This window comes from Nocardioides soli (assembly GCF_014191495.1).
GTDB classification, from domain to species: Bacteria; Actinomycetota; Actinomycetes; order Propionibacteriales; family Nocardioidaceae; genus Nocardioides; species Nocardioides soli.
Map to the genome: position 1 here is coordinate 77,465 of NZ_JACHWR010000003.1, position 16,584 is coordinate 94,048.

Below are 16,584 nucleotides of genomic sequence, written 5' to 3' on the forward strand. Positions count from 1 at the left end.
GGCCCGTGCACAGGGTGCGTGCATCGCAAGGCGCCGGAGCGCAGCTCTACCTGTTCGTCCAGCAAGCGACGGCAACGCAGCGAGGTGCGTGCCCGGGGTGCGGGCCACCCGAAGAACTTCCGGTGATGGCCACTAGGGCGCTGGTCTACGGTGTGCGGCCCGAGAGCCGGCCCAGGACCAGTGCCATCTGCAGGGTCAGCGCCTCGCGTGGATCGCTGGGGGAGAAGCCGGTGAGCTCCGTCACCTGACGCAGCCGGTAGCGCACCGTGTTGGGGTGCACGAAGAGCGCCCGACCGGTGCCCTCGATCGAGGAGCCCTCCTGGAAGTACGTCGAGAGCGTCTCGATGAGGGTGCCCCGGGCGTGCGTGATCGGGAGGTAGATCTCCTCGACCAGGTGCCGTCGCGCGTGCCCGTCGCCGGCCAGCGCGCGCTCGGGCAGCAGGTCCGCGCTGCGCACCGGCCGGGGGGCGTCCGGCCAGCCGGGCGCGGCGCGGTGGGCCGCCAGGGCCGCCCGGGCGGAGACGTGCGCGCTGCCGAGGCCGTCGGCCACCGGGCCGACCACGACGGGTCCGGGCCCGAAGTGGTCCGCGACCACCGCGGCCGCGGCCCGCGCCTCGGCCACCCCGCCGAGCACCACGACCAGGCGGTCGCCCTGGACGGCGCAGAGGGCGTCCATCCCGGCCGCGCGGGCGAGCCGGCGTACGTCGTCGAAGGTGTCGCTCTCGCGCCGCTCCGTGCTGACGCTGCCGAGCACCACCGCGACGTCGCCGCGCCCGGCCCAGCCCAGCGCGCTGGCCCGGGAGAGCAGGGTCTCGTCCGGGTCGGAGCGGAGCACGGCGTCGACCACCAGTGCCTCGAGCCGGGCGTCCCACGCGCCGCGGACCTCGGCCGCGCGGGCGTAGACCTCCGCGGTCGCGAAGGCGATCTCGCGGGCGTAGCGGAGCACCGCGGCCCGGACGTCGGCGGCATCCTCGGGGTCGAGCAGCTGCTCGACGTTCGCCTCGACCACCTCGATCGAGAGCCGCACCAGCGCGACGGTCTGCTGCAGGTTGATCACCCCGGCGAGGGCGCGGGGCGCGGCGCCGAAGACCGAGGCGACCATCTCCCCGCCCGCCGGCGCGGGTTGGTCGTCGGCCAGGCGGTACCAGTCGACGAAGCCCCGGATGCCGGCCTGCACGATCATCGACACCCACGAGCGGTCCTCCGCGCTGAGCGACCGGAACCAGGCCATGTCCTGGTCCATCCGGGCCGTCGCCGCCGTGGCGAGGGCGCCGGTGGCCCGCTGCAGCGCCTCGGCGGCTCGCTCATGGGGGGATGCGGCGGGAGGGGTGGCCACGTGGCGAGGCTATTGCACCCGCCGATGGTCGGGAAAACGCCGGTGATTCCAGGGGATCGGCCGTCGGGCCGGCGAGCGTGCGTGGTTGAATCGACCACTACCATTTGCAGCAGGCGGGCGTACACATGGGGAGGCGTTCGTGACCGGAGGGTACGACGTGCAGTTCGTGACCATCCACGGTCACCGGCGCGCCTTCGTGAAGGTGGGCCGAGGCCCGGCGCTGCTGCTCCTGCACGGCCTGGCCTGCGACCACACCACCTGGGAGCCGGTGATCGAGCGGTTGAGCCGGCGGTTCACCGTGATCGCGCCCGACCTGCTCGGCCACGGCCGGTCCGACAAGCCCCGCGCCGACTACAGCGTGGGCGGCTACGCCAACGGCATGCGCGACCTGCTCACCGTGCTCGGCGTCGACAAGGTGACCGTCGTCGGGCACAGCTTCGGCGGTGGCGTGGCGATGCAGTTCGCCTACCAGTTCCCCGAGCGCACCGAGCGCCTGATGGTCGTGGCGTCCGGCGGCCTCGGGGCCGAGGTGCATCCCGGCATCCGCGCGATCACCACGCCCGGCTTCCACGAGCTGATGGGCGTCCTCACCCTGCCCGGCCTGCGGCACCTGGGCGTCGCGGGGCTGCGCACCCTCGCCGCCGTCGGCGGCAGGCAGACCCGCGACTTCGACGAGGTCGCCCGGATCTTCGACGCCTTCAAGGACCCGGCCGCCCGGCGGGCCACGCGTCACGTCGCCCGCGCGGTGGTCGACTGGAAGGGCCAGATCGTCACGATGGCCGACCGCGCCTACCTCACCGAGGCGATGCCGATGTGGGTCGTGTGGGGCCGCGACGACCGGGTGATCCCGGCGCGGCACGCGGAGACCGTCGCCGCGCTGGCGCCCCACGCCCGGGTCGAGGTGATCCCCGACGCGGGACACTTCCCGCACCAGGACCACCCGGAGCGGTTCTGCCGGATCGTCGAGGACTTCGTCCGGTCGACCGCGCCCGCGACGTACTCCCGTGCCCGCTTCCGGACGCTGCTCAGGTCCGGCGCCGCGTCCGCACCGCTCGAGCCGGTCGAGGACACGGCCTGAGAGGTCGCCGCGAGGCGCCCGGTTGCAGGGACGGCCCGAGAAGTCAGGCGTCGCCGCCCTCCTGCTTGACCCCCGCGACGGCGGTGGGGTCGTCGATGCGGTACTTCGCGAAGGCCTCCTCGACCTTCGCCCGGTCGATCTGGCCGGCGTCGGCGAGCGCCTGGAGCGCCTGGACCACGACCGACTGGGCGTCGATGTGGAAGAACCGCCGGGCGGCCGGGCGGGTGTCGGCGAAGCCGAAGCCGTCGGCACCGAGCACCCGGTAGTCGCCGGGCACCCAGCGGGCGATCTGCAGCGGGACCGCGCGCATGTAGTCGGACACCGCGATGACGGGACCCTCGGCACCGCGCAGCTTGTCGGCGACGTACGCCGTGCGGGGCTGCTCGCCCGGGTGCAGCAGGTTCCACTCCTCGGCGGCGACGCCGTCGCGGGCCAGCTCGTTCCAGGAGGTCACCGACCAGGTGTCGGCGCGGACGCCCCACTCCTCGCGGAGCAGGCGCTGGGCCTCCTTGACCCACGGGAAGCCGACGCCCGAGGCGAGCAGCTGGACCCGGGGGCCCTCCGCCGAACCCTGGGGCGCGTCGTCGACGTGGTGGATGCCCTTGAGGATGCCCTCGACGTCGACGCCCTCGGGCTCGGCCGGCTGCGCCACCGGCTCGTTGTAGACGGTGAGGTAGAAGATCACGTTCTCCGCGTCCTCGCCGTACATGCGCTCGAGGCCGGACTTCATGATGTGGCTGATCTCGTAGGCGAACGCCGGGTCGTAGTGCACGACCGCCGGGTTGCTGGCCGCGAGCAGCGGCGAGTGGCCGTCGGCGTGCTGCAGGCCCTCACCGGTCAGCGTGGTGCGGCCGGCCGTCGCGCCGATCAGGAAGCCCCGGGCGAGCTGGTCGGCCATCGCCCAGATGGAGTCGCCGGTGCGCTGGAACCCGAACATCGAGTAGAAGATGAAGAACGGGATCATGTGCTCGCCGTGCGTGGAGTACGCCGACCCGGCCGCGGTCGCCGACGCCATGCCGCCGGCCTCGGAGATGCCCTCGTGGAGCATCTGGCCCTGGGCGGACTCCTTGTAGGAGAGCAACAACTTCCGGTCGACCGATTCGTACTGCTGCCCGCCCGGGTTGTAGACCTTGGCGCTCGGGAACATCGAGTCCATGCCGAAGGTGCGGTACTCGTCGGGGGCGATCGGCACGATGCGCTTGCCGATCTCCGGGTCCTTCATCCACTCCTTGAGCAGCCGGACCAGGGCCATCGTCGTGGCGATCGAGTGCTTGCCGCCGCCCTGCTTGAGCTCGGCGTAGACCTCGTCGCCGGGCAGCGTGAGGTTCTTGGCCCGGAGCACCCGCTTGGGCAGCGAGCCGCCGAGCTGCTTGCGCCGGTCGAGCATGTACTGGATCTCCGGCGACTCCATGCCCGGGTGGAAGAACGGCGCGGCGCCGGTCTCGTCGTAGGCCCGCTCGAGGTCGCGGTCGGAGATCGGGAGGTAGAGGCGGTCCCGGAACTTCTTCAGGTCGTCCTGGGTCAGCTTCTTCATCTGGTGCGTGGCGTTCTTGCCCTCGAGGGCGTCGATCGTCCAGCCCTTGATGGTCTTGGCCAGGATCACCGTCGGCTGACCGACGTGCTTGGTGGCGGCGTCGAACGCGGCGTACACCTTGCGGTAGTCGTGGCCGCCGCGCGGCAGCTTCACGATCTGCTGGTCGGTCATGTGCTCGACCATCTTCTTCAGGCGCGGGTCGGCACCGAAGAAGTGGTCGCGGACGTAGGCGCCGTCCTCGACGCTGTAGGTCTGGAACGCGCCGTCGGGGGTCGTGTTCATCCGGTTGACGAGCACGCCGTCGACGTCGCGCGCGAGCAGGTCGTCCCACTCGCGGCCCCACACGACCTTGATGACGTTCCACCCGGCGCCGCGGAAGTTGGCCTCGAGCTCCTGGATGATCTTGCCGTTGCCGGTGACCGGTCCGTCGAGCTGCTGCAGGTTGCAGTTGACGACCCAGACCAGGTTGTCGAGCTCCTCGCGGGCGGCGAGGCGGATCGCGCCCAGCGACTCCGGCTCGGCCATCTCGCCGTCGCCGAGGAAGGCCCACACGCGCTGGTCGCCGGTGTCCTTGATGCCGCGGTTGTGCAGGTAGCGGTTGAACCGCGCCTGGTAGATGGAGTTGAGCCCGGTGAGACCCATCGAGACCGTCGGGAACTCCCAGAACTCGGGCATCAGCCGGGGGTGGGGGTACGACGAGAGGCCCGCGTGCGGCCCGTGCTGGACCTCCTGGCGGAACCGGTAGAGCTGCTCCTCGGTCAGCCGGCCCTCGAGGAAGGCGCGGGAATAGATGCCGGGGGAGGCGTGACCCTGGATGTAGACCTGGTCGCCGCCGCCGGGGTGGTCCTTGCCACGGAAGAAGTGGTTGAAGCCGACCTCGTAGAGGCTCGCCGACGACTGGTACGTCGCGATGTGGCCGCCGACCTCGAGGCCCTTGCGGTTCGCCGACGACACCATGACGGCGGCGTTCCAGCGGATGAACGCCCGGATCCGGCGCTCGGTCTCCTCGTCACCGGGGAACCACGGCTCCCGCTCCGGCGGGATCGTGTTGATGTAGTCGGTGCTGCGCAACGCCGGGACGCCGACGTTCGCCTCTCGGGCCCGCTCGAGCAGGCGCAGCATGACGTAGCGCGCTCGCTCGCGGCCGCGCTCGTCGACGAGCGCGTCGAAGGAGTCGAGCCAGTCGTGGGTCTCGTCCGGGTCGATGTCGGGCAGCTGGGTGGGCAGGCCTTCGTGGATGACGGTCGGGGTGGTGCCGCTCCGCTTGGTGTCCGTGCCGGGGTCAGAAGTGGGTACTACGTCTTCGGTCACCTGCTCATCGTTGCACGCGCTCGAACCGCGCCAAATCTACCCATGGGTACCGGACCAGTGGCCGGCTCCTTGTGGACACGGGTTGCGCCCTCGGGTGAACTCCGGTGGACTACTCCCCACCTCGAATCCCCGCGGGACCGCCGCGGGGGCACAGCCGAAGGAGGCGACGTTGAGCTCGACCCCGGATGGTGGGTCCACCCAGACAGATCCTGCACCGGGCCCTGCCGAACGCCTCGGTTTGAAGGCAGGCATGGTGGTCCAGGAGCTGGGGTGGGACACCGACAGCGACGACGAGCTCCGGATCGCCGTCGAGGATCGGATCGACGCCGACCTCGTGGACGCCGACTACGGCAACGTCGTCGACGCGGTGCTGCTGTGGTGGCGTGACGAGGACGGCGACCTGGTCGACGGCCTCGTCGACGCGCTGACCGATCTCGTCGGCGGCGGCGCGATCTGGCTGCTCACCCCCAAGGTGGGGCGGCCCAACGCCGTCGACCCGGCCGACATCGCCGAGGCGGCCCCGATCGCCGGTCTCTCGCAGACCACGACCGCCGCGGTGAGCAAGGACTGGTCCGCAACCCGGCTCGTCGCACCCAAGACGCCGGCCTGACCAGGCTCCGGCCGTGCTCGGCAGGGCTCTCGCGGGTGCGGCCGGTGCCGGCACCACGCTGAGGGTCCTCGGGCGGGCCGGCGTCATCCGCCCGCACCACCCCGTCGCGCTGGCGAGGGCGGCCCGGGCGCTCCGGGAGTGGGGCGTGGGCCCCGCCGGCGGCTTCACCGCCGCCGCCCTGCTCGACCCCCACCGCACCGCGGTCGTCGACGAGCTCGGCTCGCTGACCTACGACGACCTGCGTCGGCGCTCCAACTCGCTGGCCCGGGCACTCGCCGGTCTGGGGGTCTCCAGCGGCGACGGCGTCGCCGTCATGTGCCGCAACCACCGCGGCTTCGTCGACGTCAGCATCGCTGCCGCGAAGCTCGGTGCCGACCTGCTGTACCTCAACACCGCCTTCGCCGGCCCGCAGCTGGTCGACGTCATCGAGCGGGAGCGGCCGCGGGTCGTCGTCCACGACGAGGAGTTCGCCGGCCTCCTGGCCGCCGCCGACGTGGCCGAGCGGGTGGTCGCCTGGACCGACGGCCCGACCGAGGTCCCCGGTCACGGCCCGACGCTCGAGGGACTCATCGGCAGCCACCCCGACGGCGATCTCGAGCCGGCCGGTCGTCATGGCCGCGTCGTGATCCTCACCTCCGGCACCACCGGTACGCCGAAGGGCGCCCCGCGCAGCGAGGCCGGCGTCGACGCGGCGGTCGCGCTGCTGTCGCGGATGCCGCTGCGCTACGGCTGGCGGACCCACATCGCGGCGCCGCTCTTCCACACCTGGGGCTTCGCGCATTTCGCGCTGGCGATGCTGCTCGGCTCCACGATGGTGCTGCGCCGCAGGTTCGACCCGGCGGACTGCCTCGCGGTCGCGGAGGCCGAGCGCTGCGACTCGCTGGTGGTGATCCCGGTGATGCTGCAGCGGATCCTGGCGCTGCCCGAGGAGGAGCTGGCCGGCCACGACCTGGCGCGCGTGCAGGTCGTCGCCTCGTCGGGCTCGGCGCTCCCGGGCGACCTGGCGCTGCGGTGGATGGACCGTTTCGGCGACCACCTCTACAACATCTACGGCTCGACCGAGGTCGCCTACGCCTCGATCGCGACGCCGGCCGACCTGCGGGCGGCCCCGGCCGCGGCCGGCCGGCCGCCGTACGCCACGGTCGTGCGCATCCTGGACCCCGAGGGCCGCGAGCTGCCGCCGGGGGAGACCGGCCGGATCTTCGTCGGCAACGGGCTGCTCTTCGAGGGCTACACCGGCGGTGGCGGCAAGGAGGTCGCCGACGGGCTGATGTCGACCGGCGACGTCGGCCGCCTCGACGCCGACGGCCGGCTCTGGGTCGAGGGCCGCGACGACGAGATGATCGTCTCCGGCGGGGAGAACGTCTTCCCCCAGGAGGTCGAGGACTGCCTGGCGCGGCACGAGGCCGTCGTCGAGGTCGCCGCGGTCGGGGTCGACGACCCCGACTTCGGCACCCGGCTGCGGGCGTACGTCGTGGTCTCGGGTCCGGTCGGCGAGGCCGAACTGCTGGACCACGTGCGGGCGAACCTGGCCCGCTTCAAGGTGCCCCGCGAGATCGTCTTCATCGACGAACTGCCCCGCAACGTCACCGGCAAGGTGCTCAAGCGCGAGCTCGGCCGCGACTGACGGACGGCGATTGAGGGTCTGTCGCCGGCGGGTGACAGGATGGCGGCATGTTCGGTCTCGAGCTCGGGGCTCCGGCCCCCGACTTCATGCTGCGCGACCAGTTCGGCCAGGACGTCTCGCTGTCGTCGTACCGCGACAAGAAGGCGGTCGCGATCCTCTTCTACCCCTACGCCTTCTCCGGTGTCTGCACCGGCGAGATGGCGGGGGTGCGCGATCGGCTCGCGGAGTTCCTGACGTTTGAGACCGAGGTGCTGGCGATCTCGTGCGACCCGATCTACTCGCTGCGCGCGTTCGCCGACCAGGACGGGCTCAACTTCCCGCTGCTCTCCGACTTCTGGCCGCACGGCGAGGTCGCCCGGGCCTACGAGGTCTTCGACGAGGCCAAGGGCTGCCCGAGACGCTCGTCGTACGTCGTCGACAAGCAGGGTCTGCTGCGCTGGGCGGTGCACAACGCGATGCCCGAGGGCCGCGATCTCGACGAGCATCTGCGCCAGCTCGTCGCGGCGGTCTAGACCGGTCGGCGTCCGGTGTCTCGAATTCCGGTCGAAGGGGAGACAACTCCGGCCCGGGCGTCCTAGTCTCTGAGCCGTTGAACCGCAGGTGACCCGAGACGCCTGCGGTTCAACTTCATTTCGGAGCCGGTTCATGCGTAGTCTGTGCCCGCTCCGGCGCCGATGCGCGACCGGCGCGACGGGCGTATAGCTCAGCGGTAGAGCACCTCCCTTACAAGGAGGTGGTCGGGGGTTCGATCCCCTCTGCGCCCACTCCCGAGGCTCACTCACAGGTGCGCCTCGGGTGCGCCGTTTCATCACGGGCTGAAGCCGGAGTCGCGCATCCCGTGCCGTGCTCGCCTTGGTGCGGGGTGACCTTCATCCCTTGATGAACCTGTGGCGCCGGGTGCGACCAGCGCCCGATGCTCACCCACCGGCCGTGCGCGGTCGGCCGAGGCGCGAGGAAGCCCACCCGTCTCAAAGACCGGCCGCCGGGGCTGGTCGGTAGTAGGTTGCACCCATGATCCGGTTGCTGCTCGGCTTCCTGATCCAGCTGCTGTCCAACGCGCTGGGTCTGCTCGTCGCGAACTGGGTGCTCGACGACGTCGAGGTGAGCGGCACGGCGTTCGTCATCGCCGTCGTGATCTTCACGGTCGTCTACGCGGTCGCCCAGCCGTTCCTCACCCAGATGGCCCTCAGCAAGGCGCCCGCCCTGCGCGGCGGCGTCGCCCTGGTCGCCACGCTGGTCGGCCTGATCATCACCGCCGCCGTCTCCGACGGGCTGTCCATCTCCGGCGGGGCGCTGACCTGGATCGAGGCGACGGTGATCGTCTGGATCGTCTCCCTGATCGGCGTGCTGATCCTGCCGTTCGTGATCATCAAGAAGAAGGCCGAGGAGAAGCGCGCCTGACGCCACGTCGCGTCCCAGGGCACCCCCGGTGCCATGAGGTCCCGAGCCATCGGTAGTAGGTTTCTGCGCATGCTCCCGGTGTCGACGATTGCTGCGCGACTCGACGGGCAGCACGTGCTGCTCACCGGTGTGACCGGCTTCGTGGGCGAGGCGCTGCTCCACCTGATGTTGGCCGAGGCGCCGGGCGTGCGCGTCACGGTGCTGGTGCGGCGCAAGGGCTCGACGAGTGCCGAGGCCCGCACGGCGGCGCTGCTGCGCAAGCCGGTCTTCGCCGACATCGTCGAGGCCGCCGGTGGCGTCGAGGCGCTGATGGCGGCCCGGATCGAGGTGCTGGAGGGCGATCTGGCCGACGCGCCCGAGCTGCCACCCGGGCTGGACGCTGTCGTGCACTGCGCCGGCGACGTCTCCTTCGACCCGCCGGTCGACGAGGGCTTCCGCACCAACGTGCAGGGCACCCGCGAGCTGCTCGCCCGGGTCCGCGACGCCGGACCGGACATCCACTACGTGCACATCTCCACGGCGTACGTCGCGGGCCGTCGGCGCGGCAGCATCCCGGAGGCGCCGGTCGACCACGACGTCGACCTCGAGGCCGAGCTGTCGTGGGGCCTCGTCCAGCGACAGATCGTCGAGCACCAGAGCCGCAGCGCGTTCGTGCTCGAGCGCGAGCGCAAGAAGGCCGAGCGCACGCACAGCCGGGCCGGCCTGCTCACCGCGGCCGCCGCGACCGAGGAGGCCCGCAAGGAGTGGGTCAAGCGCGAGCTGGTGCGGATCGGGTCGGAGCGGGCGCGCAGCCTGGGCTGGACCGACTGCTACACGTTCACCAAGGCGCTCGGCGAGCGGGTGGTGGAGCAGCACGCCCGCGACGCCGCCCAGCCGCGCCGGGTCTCGATCGTCCGGCCGAGCATCATCGAGTCCGCCCTGGAGCGTCCGCACCCGGGCTGGATCGAGGGCTTCAAGATGGCCGAGCCGCTGATCCTGGCCTACGGTCGCGGCGAGCTGCCGGAGTTCCCGGCGGCCGCCGACACGATCGTCGACATCGTGCCGGTCGACCACGTGGTGGCCGCGATCGTCGCGGTGCTGGCGCACCCGCCGGAGGCCGGCGACCCGGCGTACTTCCACGTCTCGTCCGGGGACCGCAACCCCCTCACCTTCCGGATGCTCTACGACAACGTCCGGGCCTACTTCGACGAGCACCCGTTCGCCGCCGGCGACCGCGGCGCGGTGCGGCTGCCGGACTGGCGCTTCCCGGGCGCCTCGTCGGTCGAGCGGCTGCTGTCGACCAGCGAGCGGGCGCACCAGGTCGCGAACTACGTGGTCGGCCACGCCCCCCGCGGTGACCGGACCCGCGACCTCGCCCGCAAGCTCGACCAGCAGGGCCGGCGGCTGGAGTTCCTGCGCCGCTACCTGGACCTCTACCGCGAGTACGCCCAGGCCGAGCTGCGCTTCTCCGACGCGAACACGCTCGGGCTCTACCGCTCGCTGTCCCCGGAGGACCAGGCGGCGTTCGCGTTCGACACCGCCGTCGTCGACTGGTCCCACTACCTGCGCGAGGTGCACTGCCCGGCAGTGACCGCGCCGGTGCGACGGATGGACGAGGCCCGCCGCAAGCGCAAGGCCGCGACCGACCCGACGCTCAAGCCGGTGTCGGCGAGCTCGACCGGCCAGATCGGCGCGTTCTTCGACATGGACGGCACGCTGATGTCCTCCAACGTCATCGAGACCTACCTGTGGCTCCGGCTGCGCGAGCAGACCGGCAGCGAGCGCTGGGGCGAGCTGGGCCGGATCGCCGCGAAGGTGCCGGCGATGGTGCGCGCCGAGCGGCGCGAGCGCAGCGCGTTCCTGCGTGCCGTCTACCGGCAGTACGATGGAGCCCGGCTCGCCGATCTGGACGCGATCGCCGACGAGCACCTGACCGACTACGTGCTCTCGCGGCTCTCGCCGGACGCCGTCCGCCGGATCCGCGAGCACCGCAACGCCGGCCACCGGACCGTGCTCATCACCGGCGCCATCCGGCCGCTGACCCGGCCCCTGGAGCCGCTCTTCGACCACATCGAGGCCGCCGAGCTCGCCGTCGACGACCGGGGCGTGTGCACCGGCTTCCTGGCCAGCTCGCCGCTGGTGGGGGAGTCGCGGGCGGCCTGGATGCGGCAGTACGCCGCGGAGCACGGCATCGACCTGGCCGCGTCGTACGGCTATGCCGACTCCCACTCCGACCTGCCGCTGCTCGATGCCGTCGGCCGGCCGGTGGCGGTCAAGCCCGACGTGTCGCTCTTCCGGCACGCCCGTCGGCACCGATGGACGATCGTCGACTGGGCGAGCTCGACGTCCAACACCCGCACCCTCAACCCGGCAGGTGATCTGCGGTGATGCTCGCGCTCGAGATGTTCCGGTCGCTGCCGCGCACGGTGGCCGGGAAGGCGATCGGCGGCCGGATGCCCGGCATCCTCTCGGGGTACGCCGCGCCGCTGCGGCTGGTGACGATCCAGGAGCCGAGGGTCGACCGACCCGGCTGGGCGCGGCTGCGCACCCGGCTCTCGGGCATCTGCGGCTCCGACCTCGGCGCGCTGTCGGGCCGGACCAGCCTGTACTTCTCCGCGGTCGTCTCGCTGCCGTTCGTGCCCGGCCACGAGGTCGTCGCCGAGCTGCTCGAGGACTGCGAGGACCTGCCGAAGGGCACCCGCGTCGTGGTCGACCCGGTGCTCACCTGCGCCGCCCGCGGCGTCGAGCCCTGCTCGGCCTGCGCGGACGGGCAGACCAACCGCTGCGAGCGGATCACCGTCGGACATCTCTCGCCGGGCCTGCAGACCGGCTTCTGCAAGGACACCGGCGGCGGCTGGGGCCAGCAGCTCGCGGCGCACCGCAGCCAGCTGCACCCGGTGCCCGAGGGCTTCTCCGACGAGCAGGCGATCCTGATCGAGCCGGTCGCCTGCGCCGTCCACACCGCCCGCCGGGCCGGGGTGCGCAGCGGCGACCGGGTGCTGGTCAGCGGCGCCGGGTCCGTCGGGCTGTTCGCGACCCTCGCGCTGCGCGAGCTCACCGACGCCGGCGAGATCATCGTCGTGGCCAAGCACGCCCACCAGCGCGAGCTGGCCCGCGAGTTCGGTGCGACCGAGGTCGTCGCACCGGGCGAGGTGCTGCGGCGGGTACGCCGGGCGACGGGTGCCTTCCAGCTCGAGCCGGAGTTCTCCTCGCCGTACCTGCTCGGCGGCGTCGACGTCGCCGTCGACGCGGTGGGCAGCAAGCAGTCGCTCGAGACCGCGCTGCAGGCCACCCGCGCGGGTGGGCGGGTCGTGCTCTCCGGCATGCCGGCCGCCGCCGACCTCTCCGCGGCCTGGTTCCGCGAGCTCGAGGTGGTCGGCACCTACGCCTCCGCCCAGGGCGACGCGGCCTTCGACCAGGCCGTCGAGCTGGTCGCCACCGACGCCGTCCAGCAGCTCGCGAAGAGCGTCGCCAGCTACCCGTTGCACCGCTGGCGGGAGGCACTCGACCACGCCCACGCGGCCGGCCGTCTCGGCACCGTGAAAGTCGCTTTCGATCCCAGGAGTTCCACATGAGTCGCCCCGGATTCGTCCTCGAGGTGGACGACCGCACCCCGCCGCTGGTCGTGCACGAGGGGCTGGGCTTCCGCCTGGAGAGCTTCCCGCTCGGCACCCGGGTGGTCTACCCGCCGGAGTCGATCCCCGCGGTGCCCGACGTCGACGAGGCGATCCGCGAGGCGTTGCTGCACCCGGTCGACTCCGACCCGCTGCCGACGCTGCTCTTCCCGGGCATGCGGCTGACGATCGCCTTCGACGACCTGTCGCTGCCGCTGCCGACGATGAAGGCGCCCGACATCCGCGGCCGGATCATCGAGCACGTGCTGACGATGGCGGCCGAGGCCGGCGTCGACGACGTCAAGCTGATCGCCGCCAACGCGCTGCACCGCCGGATGACCGCGGCCGAGCTCAAGCACATCGTGGGGGAGCGGGTGTTCCGCTCGTTCTACCCCCAGGGCGACCTCTATAACTTCGACGCGGAGGACCGCGCCAACCTCACCCACCTCGGCACCACCGACAAGGGCGAGGACATCGAGATCAGCAAGCGGGCCGCCGAGTCCGACCTGCTCGTCTACGTCAACGTGAACCTCGTCGCGATGGACGGCGGACACAAGTCGGTGGGCATCGGCCTCGCGTCGTACAAGTCGCTGCGCCACCACCACAACGCCAAGACGATGGTGCACTCGCGGTCGTTCATGGACCACAAGCACTCCGCGATGCACCACTCGGCGTGGCGGATGGGCCGGGTCATCAAGGACACCGTCAAGGTCTTCCAGATCGAGACCACGCTCAACAACAACGTCTTCCCGAAGCCCTTCGACTTCCTGCAGAAGCGGGAGTGGGAGTGGTCGGTCAAGGACCAGGCCACCATGCTCGGCGTACGCCGGGGTCTCGCGGTCGCGCCGCAGAAGATGCGGCACAAGATGTTCCACGACATGCGCTCGGTCTACGGGCTCACCGGCGTCAACGCCGGCGAGGTCGAGGCGGTGCACGAGCGCACGCTGGCGAAGGTGCATCAGCAGCACCTGGTCGAGGTGCAGGGGCAGTCGGACGTGTTGGTGATGGGGGTGCCCTACCTCGGCCCCTACAACGTCAACTCGTCGATGAACCCGATCCTGGCCACCTGCATGGGGCTCGGCTACTACTTCAACTCCTACCGGGGTCAGCCGGTCGTCCGGAAGGGCGGCGCCGTGATCCTCTACCACCCGCTCAACGAGGGCTTCAACCAGCTGCACCACCCGTCGTACGTCGACTTCTACGAGGAGGTGCTCGCCGAGTCGACCGACCCGGCGGTCGTGGGGGAGAAGTACGAGCAGCAGTTCGCGCAGGACCCCTGGTACATCCACCTCTACCGCACCTCGCACGCCTACCACGGCGTCCACCCGTTCTACATGTGGTACTGGGCGGCGCACGCGATGGACCACGTCGACGAGGTGATCTGGGTGGGGGCCGACCGGCGGGCCGCGGCGCGGCTGGGCTTCCGGGCCGCGACCACGCTGCAGGACGCGCTGGAGATGGCGTCCGGCACGGTCGGCTCGTCTCCCTCGATCACCTACCTGCACAACCCGCCGCACCTGCTCGCGGACGTGCGATGAGTGCCCGGCGCGGCGGTCCGGGTGGCGGTCCGGGCGGCGGTGCGGGTGGCGGTGCGGGTGGCGGTGCGTGGGCAACCGTTTCGGGCGCCCGGTCGGTTGCTGGCTCACCGCCGGCCGGCGGCGTGGCCGGGCGGCGGTGCGTGAGCAACCGTTTCGGGCGCCCGGTCGGTTGCTGGCTCACCGCCGGGCCGGCTGGGGCGGTGGCCCGATGACCTTCCTACGCGAGTCGATCGACGACGTCCGCCAGGTCGCCCGCGGGTGGCGCTGGGGCCGGCGACCCCAGGTCCCGCGGTCGGCCGAGGCGTGGGTGCCGCCGTCGCGGTCGACGGTGTTCCGCACCGACTGGTCGCGCCGCAAGCCGGCGATGGCCGCGCGCGAGGTCGCGCAGAAGGCCGGCCTCGAGCCGCTCTTCCGCTCCCAGGTGCGCACGCAGGTCGAGGGGCTCGACGTGCTCGACCGCATCGACGGCCCGGTGATCTTCGTCGCCAACCACGCCTCCCACCTCGACACCCCGCTGATCCTGCTGTCGCTGCCCGACGAGTGGCGGCGGCGTACGGCGGTGGCGGCTGCGGCGGACTACTTCTTCGACACCTGGTGGCGCGCGGTCGGATCGGTGCTGCTCTTCAACACCTTCCCGATCGACCGGCGCGGCGGCACGATGGCCGCGACGCCGGGCGAGGTGCTGGCCGACGGCTGGAGCCTGGTCATCTACCCCGAGGGCACCCGGTCGGTCGACGGCTGGATGGGGCGGTTCCGCCTCGGCGCGGCGTACCTCGCCAAGGAGCACGGCGTGCCGGTCGTGCCGGTCGCCCACCGCGGGACGTTCGCGGCGATGCCGCGCGGCCAGGGCTGGCCGTCGCCGGGGCGGCGGCAGCTCACGATCCGCTTCGGCGAGCCCCTGGTGGCAGGACCCGACGAGTCCGTGCGCGACTTCGCGCCACGGATCAAGGACGCCGTGGGCGCGCTGCTCGACGAGGACCGCAGCACCTGGTGGGAGGCCCGTCGCCGGGCGGCCGCCGGCGCCGTACCCGACCCGTCGGGGCCGCGCGTCTCACAGTGGCGCCGGGTGTGGGAGCAGACCGAGTCGCCGGTCGCCGACGCACCGGCGCGCCGGCTGACCGCCTGGCGGCGCTGACCGCAACCGGAACGAGCCCGACCCCGACCCTCGAATGCAGCACCCGGGCTGAGGTCCGGGCGGGCCACCATGAGAGCGATCTCATCGGCGACTCATGGTCGCCTCACCGGCAGGCGGAATCGTCGTCCTCGTCCAGCAACCACACGAGGAGACGATGATGAACAAGCTGATCACGACCGGCACGCTCGGCCTGGCCGCCCTGGTGACCACCGGGCTGGTCGCCTGGCAGGCGCCGACGGCGTCGGCCGACCACGGCTCGGGCCACGCCTCCGACCAGGGCAAGGCGTTCAAGCGGGACGACGACAGCCACGTGCTCGTCACCACCGTCGACGACGACGATGACGACGACACCGGGCTCGACCAGCAGACCGGCACCCAGACCCGCACCCGTGGCGGCGATGACACCAACACCAACACCCGCACCCGGGGTCGCGATCGCGACGACAGCCGGCACAGCCGGGTCCGCGACCTGACCAACGACGGTCCGGGCAGCGGCAACGTTGACCGGTCGCGGCACCACACCAACGACGGCACCCGTCACAACACCCGCGGCTGATGTCCTCCCTGACCTCCTGGGACTTCGTGGAGGGTGACCCGATCACCGCCGAGCTGACGGCCGTCCGTCGGCTCGGCGGCGGGTCCGCCTACGAGGCCTACCTGGCGTTCGACGAGATCACCTACGCGCCCGTCGTGGTGAAGATCGTGCGGCCCGACCAGGTCGAGGACGAGCACAGCCTGCGCGGGCTGGCGCGCGAGGTCGACGCGCTCGCGACGATCAACCACCCGGTCGTGGTGCGCGGGCTGCGGCACGTGCTGTCGGGCGAGCGCCCGCACGTCGTGCTGGAGCAGATCGACGGGCCCCGGCTCTCGACGCTGGTCCGGCGCTACGGACCGCTCCAGGAGCAGCAGTACCTGCCCCTGGCGATCGAGGTCGCCAGCGCGCTCCACTACCTCGCGCACCTCGGCTGGGTGCACCTCGACGTGAAGCCGAGCAACGTGATCATGGGCGCCCCAGCGCGCCTCATCGACCTCTCGGTCGCGCGGCCGGTGGCCGACGCGGCCCGCACGGTGCGGATCGGCACCGACGCCTACATGTCCCCCGAGCAGGCGGACCCGGATCGCTTCGGCGCACCCTCGACCGCGTCCGACGTGTGGGGCCTGTGCGCGACCCTCTTCGAGGGGGTCGCCGGCTACCGCGCCTTCGACCGCGCCCACAACGACGAGCTCCCGCAGACCTACGACGACCCGTACCAGCTCCCCGACGGCGTACCGCCGGAGGTGTCGAAGGTCCTGTACGCCGGCCTCGACCGCGATCCGGCCAACCGGCCGCTCCCGCGGGAGATCGCGGAGGCCCTCGAGCCGGTCCTCGACCGGCAGCCGCCGGTGCGGCTCGGCGGTGCGCTGCGGACCAGGTGAAACGG

At 72.0% G+C, this 16,584-nt stretch carries 13 protein-coding genes and 1 tRNA gene; 12 read left to right on the plus strand and 2 right to left on the minus strand.

Annotation, left to right across the window (positions count from 1 at the left end):
- Positions 1-145 precede the first annotated feature (145 nt).
- Positions 146-1,336 carry a PucR family transcriptional regulator gene (locus tag FHU40_RS19215; protein ID WP_183593989.1) on the minus strand — a complete coding sequence of 397 codons (1,191 nt, stop codon included), beginning with the start codon at positions 1,334-1,336 and terminating at the stop codon, positions 146-148.
- A 139-nt stretch (positions 1,337-1,475) separates the two neighbouring features.
- On the opposite strand from FHU40_RS19215, the gene FHU40_RS19220 reads away from it, so the two are divergent.
- Entirely contained in the window at positions 1,476-2,414 is a 939-nt protein-coding gene (locus tag FHU40_RS19220; RefSeq protein WP_252274590.1) for an alpha/beta fold hydrolase, read from the plus strand.
- Between the two features lie 43 nt (positions 2,415-2,457).
- Here FHU40_RS19220 and aceE read toward each other — a convergent pair whose 3' ends face one another.
- Entirely contained in the window at positions 2,458-5,259 is a 2,802-nt protein-coding gene (aceE, locus tag FHU40_RS19225) for a pyruvate dehydrogenase (acetyl-transferring), homodimeric type (protein WP_425490189.1), read from the minus strand.
- Between the two features lie 169 nt (positions 5,260-5,428).
- On the opposite strand from aceE, the gene FHU40_RS19230 reads away from it, so the two are divergent.
- The 11 genes from FHU40_RS19230 to FHU40_RS19280 all read left to right on the plus strand — a co-directional run bounded on the left by FHU40_RS19230 (position 5,429) and on the right by FHU40_RS19280 (position 16,579).
- Positions 5,429-5,869 carry a DUF3052 domain-containing protein gene (locus FHU40_RS19230; RefSeq protein ID WP_183593990.1) on the plus strand — a complete coding sequence of 147 codons (441 nt, stop codon included), beginning with the start codon at positions 5,429-5,431 and terminating at the stop codon, positions 5,867-5,869.
- Between the two features lie 13 nt (positions 5,870-5,882).
- Complete coding sequence (locus tag FHU40_RS19235) at positions 5,883-7,496, plus strand: AMP-binding protein (RefSeq protein ID WP_183593991.1); 1,614 nt, start codon at positions 5,883-5,885, stop codon at positions 7,494-7,496.
- Between the two features lie 47 nt (positions 7,497-7,543).
- Entirely contained in the window at positions 7,544-8,008 is a 465-nt protein-coding gene (locus FHU40_RS19240) for a peroxiredoxin (RefSeq protein WP_183593992.1), read from the plus strand.
- Between the two features lie 180 nt (positions 8,009-8,188).
- Positions 8,189-8,260 (plus strand) — tRNA-Val (locus FHU40_RS19245).
- 247 nt (positions 8,261-8,507) lie between these two features.
- The gene (locus tag FHU40_RS19250) at positions 8,508-8,897 is read left to right on the plus strand and encodes a phage holin family protein (RefSeq protein ID WP_183593993.1); all 390 of its coding nucleotides are present in this window, start codon (positions 8,508-8,510) and stop codon (positions 8,895-8,897) included.
- Between the two features lie 69 nt (positions 8,898-8,966).
- Positions 8,967-11,264, plus strand: a complete 2,298-nt coding sequence (locus tag FHU40_RS19255; protein ID WP_183593994.1) for an HAD-IB family hydrolase — start codon at positions 8,967-8,969, stop codon at positions 11,262-11,264.
- Positions 11,264-12,451: a zinc-dependent alcohol dehydrogenase gene (locus FHU40_RS19260; RefSeq protein ID WP_183594760.1), complete on the plus strand. Its 1,188-nt coding sequence runs from the start codon at positions 11,264-11,266 to the stop codon at positions 12,449-12,451. Before FHU40_RS19255 ends, FHU40_RS19260 begins: the two co-directional genes overlap by 1 nt.
- The gene (larAH, locus tag FHU40_RS19265; RefSeq protein WP_183593995.1) at positions 12,448-14,028 is read left to right on the plus strand and encodes an NPN-dependent hydroxyacid isomerase, LarAH14/15/16 family; all 1,581 of its coding nucleotides are present in this window, start codon (positions 12,448-12,450) and stop codon (positions 14,026-14,028) included. Before FHU40_RS19260 ends, larAH begins: the two co-directional genes overlap by 4 nt.
- 208 nt (positions 14,029-14,236) lie before the next feature.
- Entirely contained in the window at positions 14,237-15,163 is a 927-nt protein-coding gene (locus FHU40_RS19270; protein WP_183593996.1) for a lysophospholipid acyltransferase family protein, read from the plus strand.
- Positions 15,164-15,320: 157 nt separating this feature from the next.
- Positions 15,321-15,719, plus strand: a complete 399-nt coding sequence (locus FHU40_RS19275; RefSeq protein ID WP_183593997.1) for a hypothetical protein — start codon at positions 15,321-15,323, stop codon at positions 15,717-15,719.
- A complete protein-coding gene (locus FHU40_RS19280) occupies positions 15,719-16,579 on the plus strand; it encodes a serine/threonine-protein kinase (RefSeq protein WP_183593998.1) in 861 nt (286 codons plus the stop codon). The genes FHU40_RS19275 and FHU40_RS19280 overlap by 1 nt, the downstream gene beginning before the upstream one ends.
- Positions 16,580-16,584: the final 5 nt, after the last annotated feature.

What these genes read in the sequence shown, in the direction of transcription:
- FHU40_RS19260 (WP_183594760.1), top strand. Translation starts at nt 11,264, where the DNA reads ATGCTCGCGCTCGAGATGTTCCGGTCGCTGCCGCGCACGGTGGCCGGG.
- FHU40_RS19255 (WP_183593994.1), top strand. Translation starts at nt 8,967, where the DNA reads ATGCTCCCGGTGTCGACGATTGCTGCGCGACTCGACGGGCAGCACGTG.
- larAH (WP_183593995.1), top strand. Translation starts at nt 12,448, where the DNA reads ATGAGTCGCCCCGGATTCGTCCTCGAGGTGGACGACCGCACCCCGCCG.
- FHU40_RS19250 (WP_183593993.1), top strand. Translation starts at nt 8,508, where the DNA reads ATGATCCGGTTGCTGCTCGGCTTCCTGATCCAGCTGCTGTCCAACGCG.
- FHU40_RS19280 (WP_183593998.1), top strand. Translation starts at nt 15,719, where the DNA reads ATGTCCTCCCTGACCTCCTGGGACTTCGTGGAGGGTGACCCGATCACC.
- FHU40_RS19270 (WP_183593996.1), top strand. Translation starts at nt 14,237, where the DNA reads ATGACCTTCCTACGCGAGTCGATCGACGACGTCCGCCAGGTCGCCCGC.
- FHU40_RS19240 (WP_183593992.1), top strand. Translation starts at nt 7,544, where the DNA reads ATGTTCGGTCTCGAGCTCGGGGCTCCGGCCCCCGACTTCATGCTGCGC.
- FHU40_RS19275 (WP_183593997.1), top strand. Translation starts at nt 15,321, where the DNA reads ATGAACAAGCTGATCACGACCGGCACGCTCGGCCTGGCCGCCCTGGTG.